Source organism: Aeromonas sp. 600948, from assembly GCF_049174875.1.
GTDB classification, from domain to species: Bacteria; Pseudomonadota; Gammaproteobacteria; order Enterobacterales; family Aeromonadaceae; genus Aeromonas; species Aeromonas veronii_A.
In genome coordinates this window covers 284,700-308,303 of the sequence record NZ_JAAKTY010000002.1, presented here as the reverse complement: position 1 = coordinate 308,303, position 23,604 = coordinate 284,700, and the positions used below count along the sequence as shown (strand labels likewise).

The window sequence follows — 23,604 nt, the reverse complement described above, 5'->3', positions numbered from 1 at the left end:
GCACTCGCCGCCTTTGTGACCACACGCCACCCGATTAGAGGGTATCGGCATCCAGCATGCCATAGCGAATGGCCAGATGGGTCAGTTCCACGTCACCGTTAATCCCCAGCTTGCTGAACAGCCGATAGCGGTAGCTGTTGACCGTCTTCGGGCTCAGGTTGAGCTGCTCGGAGATATCGGTCACCTTCTGCCCCTTGGTGATCATCATCATGATCTGCAGCTCGCGCTCGGAGAGGGACTTGAAGGGATTCTCGTCAGCGGAGGCAAACTGGCTGAGGGCCATCTGCTGGGCAATCTCCGGGGAGATGTAGCGCTGACCGGAGTGCACCAACCGGATCGCCTGGATCATCTCGTCGGGGGCAGCCCCCTTGGTCAGGTAACCGGCGGCGCCTGCCTGCATCACCTTGGTGGGGAACGGATTTTCTGAATGAATGGTCAGCACTATGATGCGCACATCGGGGCGGATCCGCAGAATTTTGCGGGTCGCTTCCAGACCACCAATACCCGGCATGTTCATGTCCATCAGGATCACGTCCGGATGGTGTTGGCGACAGAAAGTAACTGCGGTCTCGCCGCTCTGTGCCTCGCCCACCACCTTGATCCCGCGCACATCTTCAAGAATGCGTCTTATCCCTGTACGCACCAGCTCATGATCATCGACCAGGAATACATTTATCACCCAAACACCCCGTTTTATCTCGTTTTAGCCGCCCGGTTAGGGTTAACAGGGCGTCTTGCATCATAACCAAACTCGTCGCGTTGGCAAACCATGCACGCCAAAAGTTTGAGAAAACCCATGTTTAGCGTTTAAAATCAAATAATTATATAAATTTTCAAAACAAAAAACGGTGCCTTGCGACACCGTTTTTCATGACTTGAGTGCTGTGGCCATCACTTGGCCAAAAAGGCGCGCACCTTCTCCAGATCGGCCTGGGTATCCACCCCGACCGGCGGCGCTTCAAGGGCCTGGGCGACGTGGATCTTCTCCCCGTACCAGAGGACCCGCAGCTGCTCCAGCGCCTCGACCTGCTCCAGCACGCTCGGTGCCCAGTCTACGTAACGCTGGATAAAGCCGGCGCGATAGGCGTAGATACCGATATGACGCTGGTAGTGGTCACCAATCTGCTCGTGACTGTTGGCAAAGCGATCCCGATCCCAGGGAATGCTGGCGCGACTGAAGTAGAGGGCGTAGCCATCCTTGTCAGTCACCACTTTCACTGCGTTCGGATTGAACGCCTCTTCGGCATCCTTGATCGGCACCGACAGGGTCGCCATCGGCGCCGTGGCAGCGGCCAGATTATCCGCCACCTGACGAATGATGGCGGGCGGAATGAGCGGCTCATCCCCCTGCACATTGACGATGATGGTATCGGCGGCAAAGCCGTAGTGACGGCACACCTCGGCCAGACGCTCGGTGCCGGACTGGTGATCCGGTGAGGTCATGCACACCTCGACGCCGGTGCTCAGCAGTGCCTGCTGCACCCGCTCGTCATCGGTGGCGACGATCACCCGATCGGCACCGGATTGCAGGGCTTTCTCCACCACGTGCTGCACCATGGGCTTGCCATGGATATCAGCCAGCGGCTTGCCCGGCAGACGGGTTGACGCATAGCGGGCCGGAATGACGACGACGAAACTCATGACGGCAGCTCATCGCTATTGAGCGGACGGGCACGGTTCTCCAGCAGCACCGGGATCCCCTCCTCCAGCGGATAGGCCAGCTTGTCAAAACGGCAGACCAGCTCATGGACTGCTTTGTTGTAGTGCAGCTTACCCTTGCAGACCGGGCAGGCGATGATGTCGAGCAACTTGATGTCCAAAGCCAAAACGATACTCCTTCAACGATGTCGCGCTGGCGGCTTCATCACGCCAGCGATGGATGTCGAGCAACCAGATATTCCATACGGGGCATATCAACCCCCTGCTCCCCCGCCGAGGCGAGAGAGATTAATCTTGCGCCCTGGCCGCGCCCTTCCCCTTCGTCCCCAGCTTGTGCAGCAGGGCATCGAGCAGGGAGGCGGGCAACTCGGCACTGACCGGCAGATACCACCAGTTATCGAGGGCAAACGGACGACACTTGACCGCATCCTTCTCGGTCATCAGCAGCGGCTTGCTGGCAAAGCGGCCCACCAGCTCATCCCGATCGAAGGGGTGATGATCGCCGTAGGCGGCCTGCTGATCCAGCTGATAGCCGAGCCCTTCCAGGGTGGCAAAGAAGCGGGGCGGATGACCGATCCCAGCCAACGCATCGACCGGCCCCGACAAGGGGGCTGCCAGCAGGGCATCGTCGCGCACCCGGCGCGGGGTGTCGGCGACCAGTTGCATGGGGTACTCCCCCTTGCCCGGCTCGCCGCCATTGCAGATGATGGCGTCCACCCGTTTGAGACGAGTGACCGGCTCGCGCAGCGGCCCCATCGGCAGCAAGCAGGCGTTGCCGAAACGGCGGGCACCATCCACCACCACCAGCTCGATGTCGCGGGCCAGCGCATAGTGCTGCAGGCCGTCGTCGGTGATGATGATATCCACTTCACCGCTCTGATCCAGCAGTCGTACCGCGTCGGCCCGTTTCGGGGCAACCACCACCGGACAGCCGCAGCGCCGGGCAATCAGCACCGGCTCATCTCCGGCCTGCGCCGTGGTGCTGGTCTCATCCAGCCGATAGGGGTAATGGGGCGCCTTGCCGCCATAACCACGGCTCACCACCCCGGGGCGATAGCCGCGGGCTTGCAACTGCTCCACCAGCCAGACCACCACTGGCGTCTTGCCGTTGCCCCCCACCGAAATATTGCCCACAACAATGACCGGCAAGGAGGAGCGATACCCCTTGCGCCAGCCATGACGATAGGCGTAGCGGCGGGTGCCGCTGATGATGGCGAACAGCAGGGCAAAGGGGGCCAGCAACCAGCGCCAGCCACTTTTGCGATACCAGAGCCGTTCCAGCATCAGGCCTTGCTTCCCGCGTTGCCAAACTGAATAGCGCGCAGCTGGGCATAGGTGCCGCGCTGCTCCATCAATGCTTCGTGGTTCCCGCGCTCGACGATATGGCCTTCGTCGATCACCAGGATCTCGTCCGCCTTCTCGATGGTGGAGAGACGGTGGGCGATCACCAGCGAGGTACGCGCTTTGCAAAGCTCGTCGATAGCCGCCTGAATGTGGCGCTCGGATTCGGTATCGAGGGCCGAGGTGGCCTCATCCAGCAGCAGAACCGGCGCATCGCGCAGCAGGGCGCGCGCAATGGCAACACGCTGACGCTGACCACCGGAGAGGGATGCACCGTTCTCGCCAACCACAGTGTCATACCCGTTGCTCATCTTGCTGACGAATTCGTCGGCATGAGCGATGCGGGCAGCCTGCACGATCTGGTCGCGGCTGTATTTGTCTTCCGCGGCGTAGGCGATGTTGTTGGCCACCGAGTCGTTGAACAGGTGGACATGCTGGGAGACCAGCGCGTACTGCTTGCGCAGCTCGCTCAACTTGTATTCGCGGATGTTGATGCCATCCAGCAGGATCTCGCCCTGATCGATGTCGTAGAAGCGGGTCAGCAGGCTGGCAATGGTACTCTTGCCAGAGCCGGAACGGCCCACCAGCGCCACCGACTTACCCGCCTCCACCTTGAAGCTGACGTTGTGCAGCGCCGGGGTGTCCTTGGTCGGGTAGGTGAAGGTGACGTTGCGAAACTCGATCTCGCCGCGAGCACGCTCCAGAGTACGGGTGCCGGTATCCTGCTCCGGCTCGCTGTCGAGCAGGCCAAACAGGCTGTGGCAGGCAGTGATGGCGCGCTGAAACTGGTTGTTGACGTCGGTCAGGCTTTTCAGCGGCTTGAGCAGCATCATCATGGAGGTGATCATGACGGTAAACGTACCGGCAGTCAGCTCGCTGCGCACACTGTCGATGGTGGCTACATAGAGGAAGGCAGCCAGCGCGATGGAGGCCACCATCTGCACCACAGGGCTGCCTATGGCATCAGCCGCGACCATCTTCATGGTCTGCTGGCGCATGTTATTGCTGACCTGGAAGAAGCGCTTCTCTTCCACTTTCTGGCCACCAAACATCAGCACCTCTTTGTGCCCTTTGAGCATCTGCTCGGTGGAGGTGGTGATATCCCCTACCGCCTGCTGGATGTGACGGCTGATCTGGCGGAAACGACGGCTGATAAGGCCGATGATGACCCCCACCAGCGGGCCAACCACCAAAAAGATCACCGACAGCTGCCAGGAGTGCCAGAACATCAGGCCGAGCAGGCCGACCACGGTCGCCCCTTCCCGCACCAAGGTCACCAGCGTGGTGCTCGCCGCCGAGGATACCTGACTGGCGTCATAGGTCACCTTGGAGAGCAGATGACCGGTGTTCTGACGGTCAAAGAAGCTCATCGGCATCGCCACCATGTGATTGAACACCTGCTGTTGCAGACGCATCACGACGTGGTTGCCAACCCAGGCCATGCAGTAGTTGGAGAGAAAGTTGGCGACACCGCGCAGGGCCACGATGCCGAGGACGAAGAAAGGCATCCATTTCAAAACGGTGCTGTCGTTGCCATTGATGCCCTGATCGATCAGCGGCTTGATGGAGTAGACAAAGGTGGTATCCACGGCGGCATAGCCCAGCATCCCGATGATGCCACCGACCAGGCCCAGCTTGCGATCACGGACATAACCGAGCAGGCGTTTGAATACTGGCCAGCTCTCTTGTGAGGTTTCTTGTTGCATGAATAGCCGTTAGTAATGGAAATGACGGGCTATTCTAGCCAAAGCGCAGGCTTACACCAAGCGCCGCCACCTATATCGCATTCCTCCACGGCAGAAATGGCCGATTATTGCTCAAACCACACTCGCGGTCGCCACCACTCGCCACTGCGTCGGTACCAGGGGCCCAGATCTCGCTCGGCAGTGACGCTCAAGCCCGCTGCGGTGGGTTCGACCAGCATCGCCCCTTGCTGACCAGTGATCCACTGGCGGGCATCCCGATAGCGGGCCACCACATCGGGACGGGGAAAGCCCCACTGATTCATAAAGCCGGCGCTGTGGATCACCTCCTGCGCCGCTACCGCCGCGACAAACGGGGGTGTGGAAGAGGTGCGACTGCCATGATGGGGGCTCACCAGCAAGGTGCTGGCCAACCCCTCTCCCTCCAGCGCTACCAGCCGTTGCTCGGCCTGCCGCTCGATATCGGCGCTCAGCAGCACGCTGCGCTGCCCATCGCTGATGCGCACCACGCAGCCATCGTTATTGCGCCCGCCACCGGGATGTTCTGGCCAGAGCACTGCAAACGAGAGCCCCTGCCAACGCCACTGTTGCCCACGCTGGCAGAGCGTCGTTCTCTCACTAAAAGGGTAAGAGGAGAGTTCGTAGCGCACCGGCATGGCGCTGAGCAGTCGCTTGCGATTGCCGGCATGGTCCCGATCCTTGTGGCTAATGATGAGGCGATCAATCACCCGGATCCCCAGATGGCTCAGCTGGGGCAGGATCACCGCGTCCGCCATGTTGTAGCCTCCGGGATAGCGATCGCCGGTGTCATAGAGGATGGCTCGCTCCCCCTTGCTGATCAGCACCGCCAGCCCCTGTCCCACATCCAGCACCCGCAGTTGCCAGCGGGCAGGCGTTGGCCAGAGCGCCAGCAACAGCGCACACAGACCCGGTAGCCAGAGCCAGCGTGCCGAGCGCCACTGCGCGGCGAACCAGAGCAGCAACAGCAGGGTGCAGAGTGGCAGCCACCAACCGGGCAGTGGCCACCACAGTTGCAGTTGGTCTGCCAGCCAATTCAGGATGGTCAGCACCCACCCGAGCCCCAGATCCGCCAGCCAGAACAGGCCGTAGGCAAGCGAGGTGGAGAGCGGCGCCAGCAGCACACCGATCAGGGCCAGCGGGATGATGGCGATACAAAAGAGCGGCACCGCCAACAGGTTGATCACCATGGCAAGGGGCGCGATCCCTTCGAACAACGCCAGTTGCAACGGCAGCAGACCGAGTAGCAGCCAGAGCTGGATCTGCCAGAGCCCCGGCTTGTCGTGGACATATCCCACCAGCAGCAAGATGGCCACCGCCAGAAACGAGAGCCAGAAGCCGGCCGAATAGAGGGCGAAGGGATCCCAGAGGGTCAATACCACAAAGGCCCACAGCCAGATGCGCCAGGCCGGCCACTCTCGCCGACTCCAGCGCAACACGCTCCACACCAGCACCATGATCAGGGCCCGCTCGGTCGCCACCGCAAACCCAGCCAACGCGCTGTAGACGGCGGCAAACAGCAGGGAGGTGATGATGGCGCCACGCAGGCCAAACAGCCTGCCCAACCACCACCCGAGCACCGCCACCAGCGCAATGTGTTGCCCTGAAATGGCGATGATATGGGTCAGACCACTGCCGCGAAACAGCTCCCACTGGGCATCCGTGATGCCGCTCTGCTCGCCAAAAGCGAGCGCCGCCAGCAAGGGGGCATAGTCAAGTGGACGCCAACTCTCGGTCGCTGCCCCCAACCAACGTTCACGCCAACCCGCAGGTGCCTGTTGAATATCTATCACCCGACGCAGATTGCCAGTGGCGGTGATCCCCTTGCCCAGCAGCAGACGCCGCCCATCCAGCCCCGCCTCGTTGGCCAGACCGTGAGCCGGTTTCAACGAGGTCACCAGGGTGATCCGGCTGCCTACCGTCATGGCGGGCAATGCCTGATAGGCATTGACCCGGATCAGGGGCTCAGGTGTCACCGGTTGTTCGTCGAGGATGCTCACCCGCAGCAGCAGCCGGACAAATTTATCCCCCTCGGGCTCTGCACTTTGCAGCTCTGCGGTTATCATGTGGCTCGTCTGATCGCCCAGCCGCTCCAGCCAGGCCAGCCGATAGGCAAGATTGGCCTGCATCCAGAGGATGCCGAGCAGGAGAAACAGCCACCGCCAGGCACGGCAATATGCAAGGGGGATCAGCAGGGACAGCAACAGGCCCCCCCATGCGAGTGAAGGTAACCATGGCCAGAGCAGTGAGGAGCTTGCCCCCAGGGCAAACGACAACAGACGCAGATCCATGGAGCAAGTATTTAGCAAGGTTTCAATATGCCCAAACGACTCATTAAACGCTGGATGCCCGATCAGCAAACCCTGAAAGAACACAAGCACCTGCGGCTGTTCGGCAAACTGCTGCTCGATGCCAACCTCTGGCACCTCAACCGTCGCTCTGCAGCCGGGGCATTTGCGGTGGGCCTCTTCATGGCCTGGGTGCCGCTCCCCTGCCAGATGCTGCTGGCCGCCGGTGGCGCCATCCTGTGCCGGGTCAATCTGCCGCTCTCGGTGGCGCTGGTCTGGCTCTCCAACCCCTTTACCATGCCGCCCCTGCTCTATGGTGCCTATCTGGTAGGTTGCCAGCTGCTGGGACATTCGGCGCAGCAGATAGAGATTGAATTCACCTGGGAGTGGCTGGTCTCGGTACTGGGCACAGTGGCACCGCCGCTGTTGCTGGGCTCGCTCATCCTGGCCCTGCTCAGTTCTCTTATCGGTTACACCCTGATCCGCACCTTCTGGCGGATCAGCACGGTGCGCCAGTGGCAAAAACGCAAGATGGCCCGCCCATGCTGAGTCGCTGGTTTGCCCGCTTCAAGCTAGATCCCGATACCCTGCGCCAACAGAAGTGGTTTGCCCTGTTTGGTGAGCGACTGCTTGCCCCAGCCCTCTGGCAAGGGGGCACTCGCGCCCTGAGTGGCGCGGTGGCGGCCGGGATCTTCGCCTGCTGGTTCCCAATCCCGATGCACTCGCTCATCGCAGTCGGTCTGGCGCTGGCATTCAGCCTCAACCTGCCACTGGCGCTGCTGGCGGTCTGGTTCAACAATCCGCTGACCCTGCCGTTCATGTATCTCTACGCCTATCGCACCGGTTGTCTGGTACTGCACCAGACGCCGGAGCCTTTCCACCTCAGCTGGACCCTCCACTGGCTGGAGCAGGAGGCTGCCACCCTGGTGCCCCCCTTCCTGCTCGGCAGCCTGCTGCTGGCGGTACTCACCGCCCTGAGTGGCGGCGCCCTGACCGCGCTGCTGCTGCAACTGCGCAAACTGTGGCAAGGTGCCCGCCACCAGTGAGCTCCCCTTCCCATCGTTTGACGATCAGCCGTTGGCGATCAAAAAAGCCCGTCACCAAGGTGACGGGCTTTTTCATGGCATAGTGCCGCATAGTGCCAGAGCACAAGGCAATGCGATTACAGCACCTTGGCAATGGCCTCGCACAGGGGATCTATATTGGCGCGGGTAATACCGGCTACGCTGATCCGGCCTGAGCCGACGATGTAGATGGCAAATTCGCTCTTGAGGCGCTCCACCTGATCCTTGGTGAGACCGGAGAAGGAGAACATGCCGTTCTGCTCGCGGATAAAGCTGAAATCCTGGCTCACACCGAGGGCAGCCAGCTTCTCGACCAGCAGCTCACGCATCTCGCGAATCCGCACCCGCATGGCGGCCACTTCTTCGACCCACTCGGCATAGAGAGCCGGATCGCTCACCACGGCGGTGACCACAGCGGCGCCATGTGACGGCGGGTTGGAGTAGTTGGCACGGATCACTGTCTTGACCTGGGTGAAGGCCACATCGGCGATCTCCTTGGTCGCGCTGACCAGCGTGAAGGCACCGACCCGCTCGTTGTAGAGGCCGAAGTTCTTGGAGAAAGAGCTCGCCACCAGCAGCTCGTCATGGCATTCGGCGAAGATACGCAGGCCTTCGGCATCCTCTTCGATACCACGGGCAAAACCCTGATAGGCGAAGTCAAACAGCGGCAACCAGCCGGCGGCAGCACTTTGTTTGGCCAGCGCGCGCCACTGTTCTGCAGTGGGATCGATACCGGTCGGGTTGTGGCAGCAACCGTGCAGCAGCACCAGCTCACCCGGCTGCACTTCGGCCAGCGAAGCCTGCATGGCGGCAAAGTCGAGCCCCTTGGTGGCGGCGTCGTAGTACTTGTACCACTTGACGGTCAGGCCCGCGGCCTGGAATACGCTGACGTGGTTGGCCCAAGTGGGATCGGAGATCCAGATGGTCTTGGCCAGACCGTTGCGCACCACAAATTCGGCCGCGATACGCAGGGCACCGGTACCGCCCGGCGCTTGGGCGGTCTTGGCACGACCGCTGGCAACCAGCGCAGAATGCTGCCCGAACAGCAGTTGCTGCACGATACGGCCATATTCGATATTGCCTTCAATACCGAGGTAGTTCTTGGTCTTCTCGTCGGTCAGCAGCTTCTGCTCGGCTTTCTTGACGCAGTGAAGAATGGGGGTGGCACCGGACTCGTCCTTGTAGATCCCTACGCCCAGATTGATCTTGTGGCTGCGAGAGTCAGCACGGAAGGCTTCGGTCAGGCCCAGGATCGGATCCGCTGGGGCGGCAACAACCTTTTCAAACATGGTATTCCCTGTATTCCGTTGAGTTCGTTGGGTGGCAAAGCGGCTTGATAAACAAAAGCGCTCATCTGGCGAGCGCTTCGTCAACTCTTTATATCACCGCGTTCAATGGGGGAAAACCGCTTTTTGGCTCGCTTTCGGGCCAATTTCAACCAACGGCATGCCACGCTGGTGCCAGCGCGCACACCTCGGCCGACAAGCCACCATTGGACTCAACCAAACCGCTACAAACTGCTAACAATGGCTTGGGAATCCGGCTCGGCTCCCAGTGCCGAGCCTCAGTCAAAGGCTGGGCATATGCGCTGAGGATGGGGGCCAGATCACGAGGCAGCCACCAGCTGGCCGGACGACCCAAGCGCTGGGCCAGCGCCTGCAGCCGATCCACCCCGGCAGGGTCGAGGGCGGTGAGATGACTCCACAGCACATTGGGGGGCAAGGCGGCCACCACCTGCTGCAAGGCAAGAGGAGCCGATGGGGGGGCCCACACCAGCAAGGTGCCGGGTTCAAGAGGCAGCTCGGCAAAGGCGCCGACGCTGTCTGTGGTGATCACCCGCTCGATACTCCCCTCCCCCCACAGGATCTTGCCAAGACCCGCCAGGGTGCGCTCGGGCAAGGCCACCTCCCCCAGCGCCTGCAACCAGGGGGCTGCGTCGATCAGGGTACCGCCGCTGAAAAAGAGGCTGAACGGCTGGGCTGCGCGCAAGCGCAACAGCTGATCGGCACAGAGCCGGATCCCCTTGTCCTCGAAATCGATCTGCTCGTTGGGGGTGAAGTTCACCTCGCTCTTGCGATAGAGCGCCGCCAACACCCGCTCGTTGACCTGCTCCCCCAATTGCCAGCCCTGAGCATGTAACCACTCCTCGGGCTCGGGGGGAGCGGTGGCGATCTCGGCCAGCATCAGCTCGCGGGTGAGATAGCGCCGTCCGGCCGGGGTGAGCTCATAGCTGTGGCTGCCATGGGCGAGCAGCAGCTGATTATCCTTGAGCAGGCCCACCAGCGGTTGCCACTGGCGGCCACGGATCACCACAGGTGAGTGGCTCAGCAACTGCTGCGCCAGCGCCCGCCATTCGGGGTGACTAAAGTCGATCAATTACAATCCATCCCTGTCAGTGCTCAATCGGATAAACAGCCTGAAAAGGTACCGTTACAGGCCGATGACGCCAAGCCTCCCACGCCAATTACGTGACCTCGCTCCCTGCAATTTTCCCCAAACAGAAGAGCCCACCGTGGGGTGGGCTCTTCCTTGGATAACACTCGACGCTTATTCGACGTTGAGGCGCAACTCGGCATCGTGCCAACCCAGTGGCAGGGTCAGCAACTGATCGATCAGCTCCCGGCGATCGGATTTCTCCAGATAGGCGAGATAGAGCGGACGGCTCAGCGGCTGGCCCCCCTCCACCAGATGGAGCGCCCCCTTCTCGAGGAAGGGGCTGACCATCCGCCGTGGCAGGTAGGCAGCACCACCGTTGGCCAGCACGAACTGCAACGCCATGCTGGCGGAGCTGGAGTGCAGCACCGGGGTCTTTTGCAGGCTCTGCAACCGGCTGGGTTGCGGCTCGAAGCTGGTGCCCCAGTCGAGGTGGATGTGCGGCATCTGCATCAGGTTGTCGGCATTGGCGGCCGGATCCCGGCTCACCAGCTCGAACACCAGCTCACCGATGGGATGCAGGGCAATCTCGTCGATCTTGGTGGGCTCGGAGAGCAGGGCCAGATCGAGGGAGCGCTCCAGCAACTGGCGGCAGAGGTGCTCGCGGGAGGCTGTTTCCAGCCGCACCGCCAAACCGGGCGCCAGCGCATAGATGTGATTGAGCCAGTCGTTGAAATCGAGCTCCCAGAACACAGCGGGCGCGCCGATGGCCAACTGCTGGCTGAATCCCGGCGAGAGTGCCACATCCTGCTTGGCACGACCAAGGGTGTGCAAGATGGCGTCTGCGTAGGGCAGCAGACGCTCACCGGAGGCGGTCAGACGGATATTGTTGCGATGACGGGCAAACAGACTGACACCCAGTTGCTGCTCTAGCTGGCGGATCCGGAAACTCACCGCCGACTGGGTCAGGTAGAGATTTTCAGCAGCCCGGCCAAAGTGCCGGGTCTTGCTCACCTCGATAAAGGTCCGAAGCAGCTCGGTATCCATTAATCGATGGACTCGTCACTGCCACCGCCGCTGCCACCACCGACATCAAAGCTGCCGCCACCGCTGCTCTCTTCGCTGGCGCCGCCAACGACAGTGCAGAGGCGATGAACGCGCTTGGGACCGATCACCTTGAGGTATTTGAACCACACCTTGGCATGGGGGTTGGCACCGGCTTCGCCGGATTTGACCTGCTCGACGAAGGCGGACTCGACATCGTCACGGGGTGCAAGGTTGCCCTGGTAGAGTGCCAGCATGGCGGTACCATACTTTTCCAGACTGTCCGCTTCGGCCACAGTGAATTCGCCACTGCGACGCAGGCCACGGGGAAAATGTTTGAAGTCGTTGAAACGCTTGTCTGATTCGAAGCTCATAGTGCTCTTTTTTCTGGTTAGTTTGACCTTTGCGGGCAAGTATCATCAGGCCATCGCCGAGTGCAAAATCAATTTTCTCACTATGTTAATAAATATCTTTTATCGTTGTCACTTTGCCCCATCGCTGACGCCGATTTTGTGGCATAACACACAAAAAACGTTGATAAATAATAAACTTATGTAAACGTGCAGCCAATTTACACGTCACTTTCTGGACTGTGCAGGCAAAAATAAAGCGCCATACGGCGCTTTATTTATCACATCAGGTGAACCAGCTGAACCTTTGGTTCAAACATGCTTACTCAATCATGGCCGGTTGGGCCAGGTTGTCGGCACGCCACAGACGGTAGCGCACTTCATACTCCTGCGGCACGTAGATCACGAACGGCAGTTTTGAGTTGTAGTTCACGAAGAAGCCCTGACCGTAGATCTGGACGAAGGTCTCTTTTTGCTGGTTATCCGGGCACATCATCAGGGTGCTGATGGGGTCGGAGACTTTGCCCAGTTTCAGATAGTTGTAGCCCCAGCCTTTAACGCTGTGCTGTTCCAGGTTGCCTGCAAAACGCGGTACGTTGCAATCAACCATCATCTTTTTGCCGACCTGCAGCTCGACCATCATGTCGGCTTCTTTCTCGACTTCAGGCAGGCGGATCACCACACGTTCCTGATTCACGTCAGCGGCTGGGAACATGCTGATATCAAATTTTTTCGGCTCGGCGGCGAAGGCATGGCCACCCAGCAACAAGGCGCCCAGCAGGCTAAAACGCAATACGGTTTTCATCTGTACCTCATGGGGTTGGTTCAACGCCGCTAGACTAACCGCTCTGCCGATTTCATGCCAGCGATCTGCTACGTAAAAACTGCGTAAAATGATGCAGATCCGGCACACCATGACGTGATCTGGCTATTTTCTGACAGGGCGCACACTCCCGTTGCGGGAACCTGAAACAAAAAGCGAGGCCAATTAGCCTCGCTTTGCATTCAAATGGCGCCAGAGTGCTATTTGGCCGCCTCTTGATGGGCCTTGATGACGGCCACCGCCTTGTCGGGGAAGTCGCTGAACACCCCATCCACATCGGCCTGATAGAGGAAGATGTTAAGGAGATCGGTGAAGTCCTTGGCATAGGCCGGGATCTGCCCCTCATCCTGACGGAAGGTATAGGGGTGAACTTTCAGGCCCGCCGCGTGGGCTTCTTTTACCATGCCGGTGAAGACCGGCTTGCCCAAAGTGCCCGGCTCGGTGACGATCATCGGTTTCCACGGGCCAATCCCTTCGGCATAGCTGGCGATGGTTTTCATCGCTCCCGGCTTGAACATCCAGTCATAGTTGTAGGGGGTCGCCTTGCCCTTGGCGTCGTAGACCATGGTCTCGTTCCAGTCGGTCTCGGCCATCAGCTGCACCAGTTTCAGATCCATACCCATGGCGGGCATCAGCTCGCTGTTGATGCGCTTGAGCTCATCGGCATCGAAGCACTGCAGATAGACCTTGTCATCCTTCCCGGTGTAGCCGTACTCCTTGAGCACCTTCAGCACTGCTTTGGAGATATCCTTACCTTCGTGACGGAACAGCCAGGGCGCTTTGATCTCCGGATAGATCCCGATGTTCTTGCCGGTGCTCTTGTTGAGCCCCTGGATCATCTCGATCTCCTCCTGGAAGGTATGGATCTTGAAGTCTGACTTCCAGAGCGGGAAGCGGGCCGGATAGACCGGCACCTGCTTGCCATCCACCAGCTGGAACGGCTCGGTCATGCGCAGGGAACGCACCTCGTCCAGGGTGAAATCCACCACATAGTAACGGCCGTCCGGACGGGCACGGCCGGGGAAGCGCGCCGCCACATCGGTGATGCCATCGAGGAAGTGATCGTGCATCACCACCAGCTGATCATCCTTGGTCATCACCAGATCCTGCTCCAGATAGTCGGCCTCCATGCCATAAGCCAGCACCTTGGACTCCAGGGTATGCTCGGGCAGGTAGCCGGAAGCGCCACGGTGGGCGATCACCACCTTGCCTTCATCGGCAGCCAACACGGGTAATGAGAGGGATGCCCCAAGGCTCAAGGCGATGAGGGAAACGGCGAGTTTTTTCATATGTGATGCTCTTTATTATTGTGTAGGTAATTGTTCTATCAGAGGTTTGTTGCATATTTACGGTGAAAAGCGGTGGGCAGCAGCGCACTGCCCACCGTCACTCATCAGCTCGCCTTGCGCAGAGCCTGATGGTATTGGTCGAGCCAGATCTGCAGCATTTGCTGCTCTGACTCGTTCAGGCGCAGCCCCAGCTTGCTGCGGCGCCAGAGGATATCTTCCAGAGTGCAGGCCCACTCCCGCTCGATAAGGTAGCGCACCTCAGATTCGTATAGTCCGGCACCAAAGTGCTGGCCACGGGGCTCCTTGAGCCAGAGACGGGCATGGGCACCATAGGCCTCGGCAATGCGCAGGGCGCTGCGATCATCGAGCCAGTCAAACTCCAGCGCAAAGGCGCGGGCCAGCTCGCGTACCGAGCAGTCAAACTCGCCGCCGGGCAGACGGCTGGTCGCCGTCCAGTCATCCCCCATCTGGCTGAACCAGGGCTTGAGCTTGTTGCAGGCGGCCTGTGCCAGCTTGCGATAGGTGGTGAGCTTTCCGCCAAACACCGACAAGAGCGGCGCACCGTCAGACTCGCCAGAGAGCTCGAGGGTGTAGTCGCGGGTCACCGCCTGCGGCGAGTCTGACTCGTCGTCACAGAGCGGGCGCACCCCGGCATAGGTCCAGATCACATCTTTCAGCGCAATTTGGCGAGTGAAGTGGGCGTTGACCACCTTGCACAGGTAGGTAATTTCGGCCTCGCTGATCTTCGCTTCCCGCGGACTGCCGTGGTGCTCCACATCCGTGGTGCCGATGAGGGAGTAGTCCTGCTGATAAGGGATGACGAAGACGATGCGGTTGTCTTCGTTTTGCAGGATATAGGCCTCTTCGCGCTCATGGATGCGCGGCACTATCATGTGGCTGCCTTTAATAAGGCGAATGCCGCGGGGGGATTTCTCGTGCAGGCTCTCGTCATAGAAGGTCTTGACCCAGGGGCCCGCCGCATTGACCAGACCACGGCAGGTGACGGTGAACTGCTCGCCCCCTTCCCGCTCCAAAGTGAGCGTCCAGTGTTTGGATCCGCGCACCGCCTTGATGCAACGGGTGCGGGTCTGCACGTCGGCCCCCTTGTCACGGGCCATCATGGCGTTAAGCACAACCAGCCGGGCATCGTCGACCCAGGCATCCGAGTATTCAAACCCCTTGTTGATCCCTGCGGTCAAACCATCTTGCGGCAGGAAGCGCACGCCACAGCTCCCCTTTAGCTTGTCGCGCTTGGCCAGATTGTCATAGAGGAACAGACCGGCGCGGATCATCCAGGCCGGACGCAGGTGCGGGCGGTGCGGCAGGCGAAAACGCATGGGACGGGCGATGTGAGGCGCCATACCGAGCAGCACCTCACGCTCCGCCAACGCCTCTTTCACCAGCCGGAATTCGTAATGCTCGAGATAGCGCAAACCGCCGTGGATCAGCTTGCTGGAGTTGGACGAGGTGGCAGAGGCGAGATCTTGCGCCTCAAACAGGGCAACCTTCAGACCCCGTCCTGCCGCATCGGCTGCGATGCCGACCCCGTTGATGCCGCCACCGACGACGACCAGATCATAATGTTCGCTCATGTTCACCTACTTTCATTTTTATGATTGCTATAACAGCAATGTTTGATTTCGCTCATTTTAGAACATGAAAATACAACAAACGAACATTTTATGGCGAAAGTGTGATCGCCACAGCCCGCCAGAGGTGGCAAAAGTGATACGGCAAGTGACCGAATGGCGTCGGGCCAAAACCGGCGGGTTAATAGCCAAAAAAACCTGATTGAATAGTGGTTTTGGCAATACCCATAAAGGGGTGAGATGAGTGCGGGACTGGGGGAGAGAAAGAGAAAGGAGGCCGCCCTGACGGGCGACCGGCACAGCCTTGGCGTGTTTCGCCGTCAGCAGATGTGGCAGGCGATCTGGTGTTGCGCCATCAATCGCGCCAGCTTTTCCGGTGGCTCCTGATCGGTAAAGAGGGCGTGGATCTGGCTGAGATTGCCCAGATTGACCATGGCATTGCGACCAAACTTGGTGTGGTCGGCGGCCAGGAACACCTGACGGGAGTGGGCGATGATGGCCTGGGCGATCTTCACCTCGTGATAGTCGAAATCGAGCAGGGAGCCGTCGTTGTCGATCCCCGAAATCCCGATGACGCCATAGTCCATGCGAAACTGGCCGATAAAGTCGCGGGTCGCCTCCCCCACGATGCCGCCATCGCGGTTACGGATCTCGCCGCCGGCAATGATGACGGTGAAGTCATCCTTGGCCGTCAGAATGCTGGCCACGTTGAGGTTGTTGGTGACGATGCGCAGCTCGCGGTGATCGAGCAGGGCGCGGGCAATGGCTTCGGTGGTGGTACCTATGTCGATAAAGAGCGATGAGCCGTCGGGAATATTGGCCGCTACCTCGCGGGCGATGCGCTCTTTCTCCTTGAGTTGCATCACTTTACGGGCGCTGTAGGCGGTATTGACGGTACTCGAATGCAGGGAGGCACCGCCATGATGGCGCCGGATCTTGTTCTGTTCGGCGAGATCGTTCAGATCCCGGCGAATGGTCTGGGGGCTGACGTCAAAGTGGGTCACCAGATCGTCGGTCGAGACAAATCCCTGCCGCGTCAGGACGTCCAGGATCTCCAGATGTCGTTGGGTTTGCTTCACGCTTGCACTCCGATGATGAGACAAAAAAAGGCCCCGGCAGATGCGGGGCCTTTTGGCAGTTTACCTGATCCCCTTTGGGATCAATAAGCTGAGGATCACGTTTTATGCCTTATGGGCAGCCGCTTTCTTGGCCGCAACGGCAATGTTCTCGTGCTTGAGGGTCATCGCCAGCAGGATGATAGAGAGCACGCAGGAGACAGTCAGCACCATGAAGCCGCCATCCCAACCGAAGTGGTCAACGGTATAACCCAGCATGGCGTTGGCCGCGACCGCGCCGCCCAGATAACCGAACAGACCGGTGAAACCTGCCGCAGTACCGGCTGCTTTCTTCGGTGCCAGCTCAAGAGCATAGAGGCCAATCAGCATGACAGGGCCGTAGATCAGGAAGCCGATAGCCACCAGCGCCATCATGTCGATGGTCGGGTTACCGGCCGGGTTGAACCAGTAAACCAGTACAGCCAGGGTCACCAGCACCATGAACAGGATACCGGCCGGGGCACGGCGGCCCTGGAACATCTTGTCAGAGATCCAGCCACACAGCAGGGTGCCCGGAATACCGGCCCACTCGTAGAGGAAGTAAGCCCAGGAGGAGTTGTCGACGGTGAAGTGCTTGGCCTCTTTCAGGTAGGTTGGCGCCCAGTCCAGCACACCGTAACGAATGAGGTAAACGAAGGCGTTGGCGATCGCGATATACCACAGCAGTTTGTTGTGCAGCACGTACTTGACGAAGATCTCCTTGGCGGAGAACTCCTGCTCGTGGCTCTCGTTGTAATCCTTCGGATAGTCGTTCTTGTACTCCTCGATAGGAGGCAGACCGACCGATTGCGGAGTATCACGCATCACGAAGAAGGCGATCACCGCGATGGCGGCCGCCGCTGCAGCAGGCACATAGAAGGCACTGCGCCAGTCGTTGAACCAGCCCATCCCGAGGATAAACAGCGGGCCAATCATGCCGCCACCCACGTTGTGCGCCACGTTCCAGACCGCAACCACTTCGCCGCGCTCTTTCTGTGACCACCAGTGCACCATGGTGCGACCGCAGGGCGGCCAGCCCATGCCCTGTGCCCAACCATTCAGGAACAACAGCACAAACATGATGGCAATGCTGGAAGTGGCCCAGTGCATGGTACCCATCATGAACATGATGGCAGCCGAGAGCAGCAGACCAGCGGAGAGGAAGTAACGGGCGTTGGAACGGTCAGAGACGTTCCCCATCAGAAACTTGGACAAACCGTAAGCGATGGAGACCCCGGAGAGCGCGAAACCGAGATCACCACGGGAGAAGCCCTGCTCGATCAGATAGGGCATCGCCAGACTGAAGTTTTTCCGTACCAGATAGTAGCCGGCGTAACCGAAGAAGATCCCGAAAAACACCTGCCAACGCATGCGTTTGTAGAAGGGGTCGACCTTGTCAGCCGGGAGCCTGTCGATGTGCGCCGCAGGCCTGAAGAGACTAAGCATGTTCTGCTTCCTTATTGTTGTTATGGGCGGTTGAGGATGCCCTGACCATTCCAACGAATCATGTGAGTCCACTAATTCGTAAGCGAGCCTATTGTGCTCATATGCGCTCATTTAATCTGTGATGCATGCTCAAATATTGCAGTTTTATTACAAATAAAAGCTCCAAATGAGAAATCACTCAGCAAGCGCCAGCCCTTGTGTGGCAAGGGTTGCGAGCTACCCCCTAAGTGGTAACTGGCGGTTATCAAGATGCTTTACGTCACATTTTCTTAGCAATGAGTGGGATCTTGTCCACATTTCCTATGGAGGGGGGATGGTGAAATTAGCGGGAAGGGTTATTTTCTGTCACGACCGATAACGAGCGCAAACGAGCATAACGTTTGCGCAAGACGCAAAAACAACAAGGAAACGTTTTCGGCAGCAACGGATAGACACAAAAAGATAAAACGGAACATCAAACCTCTACGGGTGGATATAAGGAACAAAAGTATGAGCATACAAAGACCCAATACCCTGCTTGGCGAGTGCATCGCCGAGTTTATCGGAACCGGCCTGCTGATATTTTTCGGCGTCGGATGTGTGGCGGCACTGGTGCTGGCAGGCGCCAACTTCGGGCAGTGGGAAATCTCCATTACCTGGGGTCTGGGTGTGGCCATCGCCATCTATGTGACCGGCGGCATTTCAGGTGCCCACCTGAACCCGGCTGTAACCCTGGCGCTGATGACCTTCTGCGGGTTCGACAAGCGCAAGGTGGTGCCATACATCATCGCCCAGATGGCCGGTGCCTTCTGCTTCGCCGCCCTTGTCTACTTCCTTTATGGTAACCTTTTCACCCAGTGGGAAGTGACCCATAACGTGGTGCGCGGCAGCGTCGAGAGCCTCGGCACCGCCGGGATCTTCTCCACCTACCCCAATGCCCTGCTGACCAATATGCAAGCTTTTGCCGTCGAGCTGGTGATCACAGCCGTCCTGATGCTGGGCATCATGGCGCTGGGTGACAACAACAACGGCGCTCCCAAAGGTTTCGCAGCCGCTCTGCTGATCGGTATCCTGATCGCGGTGATCGGCGCCTCCCTTGGCCCGTTAACCGGTTTTGCCATGAACCCGGCCCGTGACTTTGGTCCGAAACTGTTCGCGTTCTTTGCTGGCTGGGGTGATGTTGCCCTGACCGGTGGTCGTGACAACCCCTACTTCTGGGTTCCGATCCTTGGCCCCATCGTTGGCGCCCAGATTGGTACCGCTCTGTATGTCAAAGTGCTGGCTCCCTGCGTCCCGGGCAACCGTGTCGTCACCACCGAGCAAGCGACCCAAACCGCCAAAGAAGAGGCTGCCGCATAAGAGCGGCCCCCTCCAACGTATAAAAACGTGGAAAATAGAAACGTGGAGAACATCATGTCTGCTGAAAAGAAATATGTCGTCGCTCTGGACCAGGGAACCACCTCTTCCCGCGCCATCGTGTTTGATCAGGATGCCAACATTGTTGGTACCTCCCAGCGCGAATTCACCCAGCACTACCCGAAAGCGGGCTGGGTAGAGCACGACCCGATGGAGATCTGGGCGACCCAATCCTCCGTCTTTACCGAAGTGCTGGCCAAGACCGGCCTGCGCAGCGAAGAGATCGCCGCCATCGGTATCACCAACCAGCGTGAAACTACCGTTGTCTGGGAAAAGGCCACCGGCAAGCCCATCTACAACGCCATCGTCTGGCAGTGCCGCCGCACCGCCGCCATCTGCGAGGAGCTGAAAGCACGCGGTCTGGAAGAGTACGTTCGCGAGAACACAGGTCTGGTGCTGGATGCCTACTTCTCCGGTACCAAGGTGAAGTGGATCCTCGACAACGTGGAAGGTGCCCGTGAGAAGGCGATGAACGGCGAGCTGCTGTTCGGCACCATCGATACCTGGCTGGTCTGGAAAATGACCAATGGCGAAGTGCACGTCACTGACCCGACCAACGCCTCCCGTACCATGCTCTACAACATCCGCGAGCTGAAGTGGGACGAGAAGATGCTGGACGAGCTGGGCATCCCCATGTCCATGCTGCCGGAAGTGAAACCCTCTTCCGAAGTGTACGGCTACACCACCCGGGGCGGCGGTTCTCGCATCCCCATCGCCGGTATCGCCGGTGACCAGCAGTCTGCCCTGTTCGGCCAGCTCTGCTTTGAAAAAGGGATGGCCAAGAACACCTACGGCACCGGCTGCTTCATGCTGATGAACACCGGCACCGAGCCGGTTCGCTCCAGCAACGGCCTGCTGACTACCGTCGCCATCGGCGCGAAAGGGGAAGTGAACTACGCGCTGGAAGGTGCGGTATTCATGGGCGGCGCCACCATCCAGTGGCTGCGTGACGAGCTGAAGATCATCCACGATGCCCGCGATACCGACTACTTCGCCTCCAAGGTGGGTGACACCAACGGCGTCTATCTGGTACCGGCCTTCGTCGGCCTAGGCGCGCCCTACTGGGATCCCTATGCTCGCGGCACCATGGTCGGCCTGACCCGTGGCGCCAACCGCAACCACATCATCCGTGCCGCGCTGGAATCCATCGCCTATCAGAGCCGCGATGTGCTGGATGCCATGCAGCAAGACTCCGGCATCAAGCTGGCTGCGCTGAAAGTAGACGGCGGCGCCGTGGCCAACGACTTCCTGATGCAGTTCCAGGCTGACATGATGCACACCCCTGTGGTGCGTCCGACCCGCATCGAGACCACCGCCATGGGCGCCGCCTTCCTAGCGGGTCTGGCAGTCGGCTTCTGGAAGAGCTCCGACGAGCTGGAAGACAAGTTCAGCGTGGACCGCGAGTTCATCCCGCAGATGGACAGAGACGATCGCGCCAAGCGCTACAACGGCTGGAAAAAAGCGGTTGAGCGTTCACGCCGTTGGGCTGAAGAGGATTGATCGGGCTCCCGACATTCCGTTGAGATAAACACCAAGGAGGCCGACCATCACGTCGGCCTCTTTTTGTCTACCCCTTGCCGGCCCTCCCCTCCCGTTGCTCCCCCTGTTTTTATCTGGTGAATCTTGTTCTCACCAACCGTCACAACACAATTGAGTTCTCTATCTATAATTATCATCTGGGTCGCATATGCGGCCTTTCTTTATGGAGGAGAGAAATATGGAGAGGGCGATACACCGTTTTACACTGCACTCACTCTGGTCAGGGCTCGGGATCCGCACCCGGATCCTCTCCGGCGTAGCGATACTGATGGTTATCGCCATCAGTTGCATCACCCTGATCCTCGAGCAGATATCCCACACGCAGGCACAGCAGCGGGTCGAACGCTATGAGCTGCCAAGCAGTGTGGACCGCATTGCCAACCAGCTGACCGCCCAGCTGACCCTGCACCTGACCGAGGCGCAAGCGCTCGCCAGCAACAGCTTCGTCATCGACTGGCTGACCGCTGGCATGCCAGAAGCTGAGTGGCCCGAGATGGAGCGCTACTTTCAGGCTCTGCAACGACGTCTCGGCGGTAACGTCTTTATTGCCCCTCGCCAGACCAACACCTTGCTCAACTTCAGTGACGGCCCCACCGCCCAGAAAGCGCTGAGCGAGTCAGACCCGAAAGATGAGTGGTTTTACGGTTTTCTCCAGCGCAATCAACCTTACGAACTGAACCTCGACATCTCCGATTTCAACCAGCGAGCCTCCCTCTATATCAACACCGCCGTCACCCACGAGGGCAATACCCTGGCGGTGGCCGGTACCTCCATCGACATGAGCACCCTGAGCAAGCTCATCAGCAGCTATCGGATCGGCAAGAGCGGTCAGGTCTATCTGGCGGACATGGAAGGCAATATCGAGATCCACCCCGCACTGGAGCAAAAAGATGCCGCTCACCATCAACAATCCTTTCTCGATACCGTCAAACGGCTTATCCCCAAGGCTGGGGAACAGGTGGCAGTTGAGGCACTGACGCTGGAGGGAGAAACCTACCTTCTTGCTGTACGCTACATCCCCACCCTCAACCGGCTGCTGATTGGCGAGATCAACAGCGCCGAGTTGGAAGAGGGATTACATGAGTCACGCCAGCTCATCATCATGGTGTCGCTCGCCATCGGCACTCTGGCGATGCTGGCCTCCGCCTGGTTGGCTCACTCCATCAGTCGCCCGATTCGTCAGGCTGCCGATGGCATGCACCACATCACCGCCGATCGGGATCTGGCGACCCGCCTCGACTTCTCCGACGAGTCGGAGCTGGGCCAGATGGCCCAGAGCTTCAACCGGCTGATCCAGAGTCTTAACCAGAGCTTCTCCCGCTTCCAACAATCGGGGAGTGCCCTCTCCGCCCAATCCTCGCAAACCCTTCATCAGGCGCAGGCACTGGCGGGAGAAGCGTGCCAGCAGGCAAGGAGCATCCAAGAACTGACCAATGTAGTCGCTGCTATCGGCAGCAATGCCGAGCAGATCGCCAGCCGTTCCGAGGGGGTCAGCGACGTGACCCGGCGCATCGCTGACCACATGCTCAGTGTCGAACAGGATGTGATCCAGAGTGCCGATCGTCTCGATACTTTGCGCAGCAGCATCGGCACCTCGTCCGCGCTGCTTGAAGAGGTGGTCAAGGACAGCAACAACATCACCCAGATCATGAACCTCATCCGCGATGTCTCGAACCAGACCAACCTGCTGGCCCTCAATGCCGCTATCGAGGCTGCCCGGGCAGGGGATATGGGGCGGGGCTTTGCGGTGGTGGCCGACGAGGTGCGCCAACTGGCGGTGCGCACCCAGACCGCCACCAAGGATGTGCAGGATCTTATCTTGCGTCTGCAGGAGGGTACCCGGCAGGCCAGCAGCTCGATGGCAGGCTCCCACACCCTGAGCGAAGAGGGCTATAGCCGGATGCATCAAGCCAGAGAGGTGCTGGTCGATGCCACCAGCCAAATTAACCAGACAGCAAGGGAACTCAACGAAATCAGCGCGCTGGCACAAGCTCAGGATCAACAGATGGGGCAAGCCAGAGCTGCGCTTGACGAGCTCGCCATGGTGGCCGAGCATCAGCGTGAACACGCAGAGGAGAGCAATGCCGCCAGCCGCGAACTGTTCGAACTGGCCAAAGCCATCGACGAGCAGATCCGCCAATACCGGATTGGCTAGACCCGGCGCTTCCCCCTCTCCCTCTCAATAACCAAGACGCCACCGCAGGGTGGCGTTTTCATTTTGCAAATCATTTTGCCTGCGCTCTCGAAACGGGAATGACGACAAGACTTACAAGTCATTGATAATTAACATGAAAAAGTGTGGAATGGCCATTGCTTAGTGATATCAGACTCAACAGAGGGATATCGCCATGAAACCGACCACCAATCAAGCGCCCGTAGCCCACGTCGCCACTCAAAAAGAGACCCTGACCCCCCGCGAAGGCACCTTCCTGATGATGGTGGCCCAACTGGTGGTGCTCACCTGCATCGTACTGGCCGCCACCGTCGGCGGCCTCTCCTGGCAGTGGACCCTACTGCTGGCCATTCCACCGGTGATCGGCGGCGCCCTGCTCAGCCGGGTATGGGGCAAATTGCCCCGCTAACTGCGCT

21 protein-coding genes are annotated in these 23,604 nt (G+C 59.5%); 6 read left to right on the top strand and 15 right to left on the bottom strand.

The window, feature by feature from the left end; genetic code table 11:
* Window positions 1–34: 34 nt before the first annotated feature.
* The 6 genes from uvrY to G5182_RS03070 all read right to left on the bottom strand — a co-directional run bounded on the left by uvrY (window position 35) and on the right by G5182_RS03070 (window position 7,012).
* Complete coding sequence (gene uvrY / locus G5182_RS03095) at window positions 35–679, bottom strand: UvrY/SirA/GacA family response regulator transcription factor (RefSeq protein WP_005337448.1); 645 nt, start codon at window positions 677–679, stop codon at window positions 35–37.
* A gap of 212 nt (window positions 680–891) precedes the next feature.
* Window positions 892–1,641, bottom strand: a complete 750-nt coding sequence (kdsB, locus tag G5182_RS03090; RefSeq protein WP_139463907.1) for a 3-deoxy-manno-octulosonate cytidylyltransferase — start codon at window positions 1,639–1,641, stop codon at window positions 892–894.
* Window positions 1,638–1,826: a Trm112 family protein gene (locus tag G5182_RS03085; RefSeq protein WP_005347033.1), complete on the bottom strand. Its 189-nt coding sequence runs from the start codon at window positions 1,824–1,826 to the stop codon at window positions 1,638–1,640. The genes kdsB and G5182_RS03085 overlap by 4 nt, the downstream gene beginning before the upstream one ends.
* 121 nt (window positions 1,827–1,947) lie before the next feature.
* Window positions 1,948–2,943 (bottom strand): tetraacyldisaccharide 4'-kinase, encoded by a 996-nt coding sequence (lpxK, locus tag G5182_RS03080; RefSeq protein ID WP_227342420.1) that lies wholly within the window; start codon window positions 2,941–2,943, stop codon window positions 1,948–1,950.
* A complete protein-coding gene (msbA, locus tag G5182_RS03075) occupies window positions 2,943–4,706 on the bottom strand; it encodes a lipid A ABC transporter ATP-binding protein/permease MsbA (RefSeq protein ID WP_157160501.1) in 1,764 nt (587 codons plus the stop codon). Before msbA ends, lpxK begins: the two co-directional genes overlap by 1 nt.
* Before the next feature lie 104 nt (window positions 4,707–4,810).
* The gene (locus G5182_RS03070) at window positions 4,811–7,012 is read right to left on the bottom strand and encodes a DNA internalization-related competence protein ComEC/Rec2 (RefSeq protein WP_227342418.1); all 2,202 of its coding nucleotides are present in this window, start codon (window positions 7,010–7,012) and stop codon (window positions 4,811–4,813) included.
* 27 nt (window positions 7,013–7,039) lie between these two features.
* Here G5182_RS03070 and G5182_RS03065 point away from each other — a divergent pair, with 27 nt between their 5' ends.
* Window positions 7,040–7,558, top strand: a complete 519-nt coding sequence (locus G5182_RS03065; RefSeq protein ID WP_005350890.1) for a DUF2062 domain-containing protein — start codon at window positions 7,040–7,042, stop codon at window positions 7,556–7,558.
* Window positions 7,552–8,055, top strand: a complete 504-nt coding sequence (locus G5182_RS03060) for a DUF2062 domain-containing protein (protein WP_005359699.1) — start codon at window positions 7,552–7,554, stop codon at window positions 8,053–8,055. The genes G5182_RS03065 and G5182_RS03060 overlap by 7 nt, the downstream gene beginning before the upstream one ends.
* Before the next feature lie 116 nt (window positions 8,056–8,171).
* On the opposite strand, the gene G5182_RS03055 is transcribed toward G5182_RS03060, so the two are convergent.
* The 9 genes from G5182_RS03055 to glpT form a co-directional block, all read right to left on the bottom strand.
* Window positions 8,172–9,362 (bottom strand): amino acid aminotransferase, encoded by a 1,191-nt coding sequence (locus tag G5182_RS03055; protein WP_216978471.1) that lies wholly within the window; start codon window positions 9,360–9,362, stop codon window positions 8,172–8,174.
* A gap of 145 nt (window positions 9,363–9,507) precedes the next feature.
* On the bottom strand, window positions 9,508–10,449 hold the full coding sequence (locus G5182_RS03050; RefSeq protein WP_227342417.1) for a hypothetical protein: 942 nt from the start codon (window positions 10,447–10,449) through the stop codon (window positions 9,508–9,510).
* A 171-nt stretch (window positions 10,450–10,620) separates the two neighbouring features.
* Entirely contained in the window at window positions 10,621–11,493 is an 873-nt protein-coding gene (hdfR, locus tag G5182_RS03045; protein ID WP_005337525.1) for an HTH-type transcriptional regulator HdfR, read from the bottom strand.
* Window positions 11,493–11,864 (bottom strand): DUF413 domain-containing protein, encoded by a 372-nt coding sequence (locus G5182_RS03040; protein ID WP_005350885.1) that lies wholly within the window; start codon window positions 11,862–11,864, stop codon window positions 11,493–11,495. The genes hdfR and G5182_RS03040 overlap by 1 nt, the downstream gene beginning before the upstream one ends.
* A gap of 298 nt (window positions 11,865–12,162) precedes the next feature.
* Window positions 12,163–12,645, bottom strand: a complete 483-nt coding sequence (gene eco, locus G5182_RS03035; protein WP_005337529.1) for a serine protease inhibitor ecotin — start codon at window positions 12,643–12,645, stop codon at window positions 12,163–12,165.
* A 218-nt stretch (window positions 12,646–12,863) separates the two neighbouring features.
* The gene (gene glpQ, locus G5182_RS03030) at window positions 12,864–13,952 is read right to left on the bottom strand and encodes a glycerophosphodiester phosphodiesterase (protein WP_227342415.1); all 1,089 of its coding nucleotides are present in this window, start codon (window positions 13,950–13,952) and stop codon (window positions 12,864–12,866) included.
* 104 nt (window positions 13,953–14,056) lie between these two features.
* On the bottom strand, window positions 14,057–15,544 hold the full coding sequence (glpD, locus tag G5182_RS03025) for a glycerol-3-phosphate dehydrogenase (RefSeq protein WP_227342414.1): 1,488 nt from the start codon (window positions 15,542–15,544) through the stop codon (window positions 14,057–14,059).
* Window positions 15,545–15,861: 317 nt separating this feature from the next.
* Window positions 15,862–16,620 carry a DeoR/GlpR family transcriptional regulator gene (locus tag G5182_RS03020; RefSeq protein ID WP_005337538.1) on the bottom strand — a complete coding sequence of 253 codons (759 nt, stop codon included), beginning with the start codon at window positions 16,618–16,620 and terminating at the stop codon, window positions 15,862–15,864.
* 102 nt (window positions 16,621–16,722) lie between these two features.
* Window positions 16,723–18,081, bottom strand: a complete 1,359-nt coding sequence (gene glpT / locus G5182_RS03015) for a glycerol-3-phosphate transporter (protein ID WP_005337540.1) — start codon at window positions 18,079–18,081, stop codon at window positions 16,723–16,725.
* Window positions 18,082–18,570: 489 nt separating this feature from the next.
* Here glpT and G5182_RS03010 point away from each other — a divergent pair, with 489 nt between their 5' ends.
* From G5182_RS03010 to G5182_RS02995, 4 genes are all read left to right on the top strand, one after another.
* On the top strand, window positions 18,571–19,419 hold the full coding sequence (locus G5182_RS03010; protein WP_005350866.1) for an MIP/aquaporin family protein: 849 nt from the start codon (window positions 18,571–18,573) through the stop codon (window positions 19,417–19,419).
* A gap of 54 nt (window positions 19,420–19,473) precedes the next feature.
* Complete coding sequence (gene glpK / locus G5182_RS03005; RefSeq protein ID WP_227342412.1) at window positions 19,474–20,976, top strand: glycerol kinase GlpK; 1,503 nt, start codon at window positions 19,474–19,476, stop codon at window positions 20,974–20,976.
* Window positions 20,977–21,193: 217 nt separating this feature from the next.
* A complete protein-coding gene (locus G5182_RS03000; protein WP_421254178.1) occupies window positions 21,194–23,170 on the top strand; it encodes a methyl-accepting chemotaxis protein in 1,977 nt (658 codons plus the stop codon).
* 193 nt (window positions 23,171–23,363) lie between these two features.
* Window positions 23,364–23,597 (top strand): hypothetical protein, encoded by a 234-nt coding sequence (locus G5182_RS02995; RefSeq protein WP_019446771.1) that lies wholly within the window; start codon window positions 23,364–23,366, stop codon window positions 23,595–23,597.
* The last annotated feature ends 7 nt before the right edge of the window (window positions 23,598–23,604 follow it).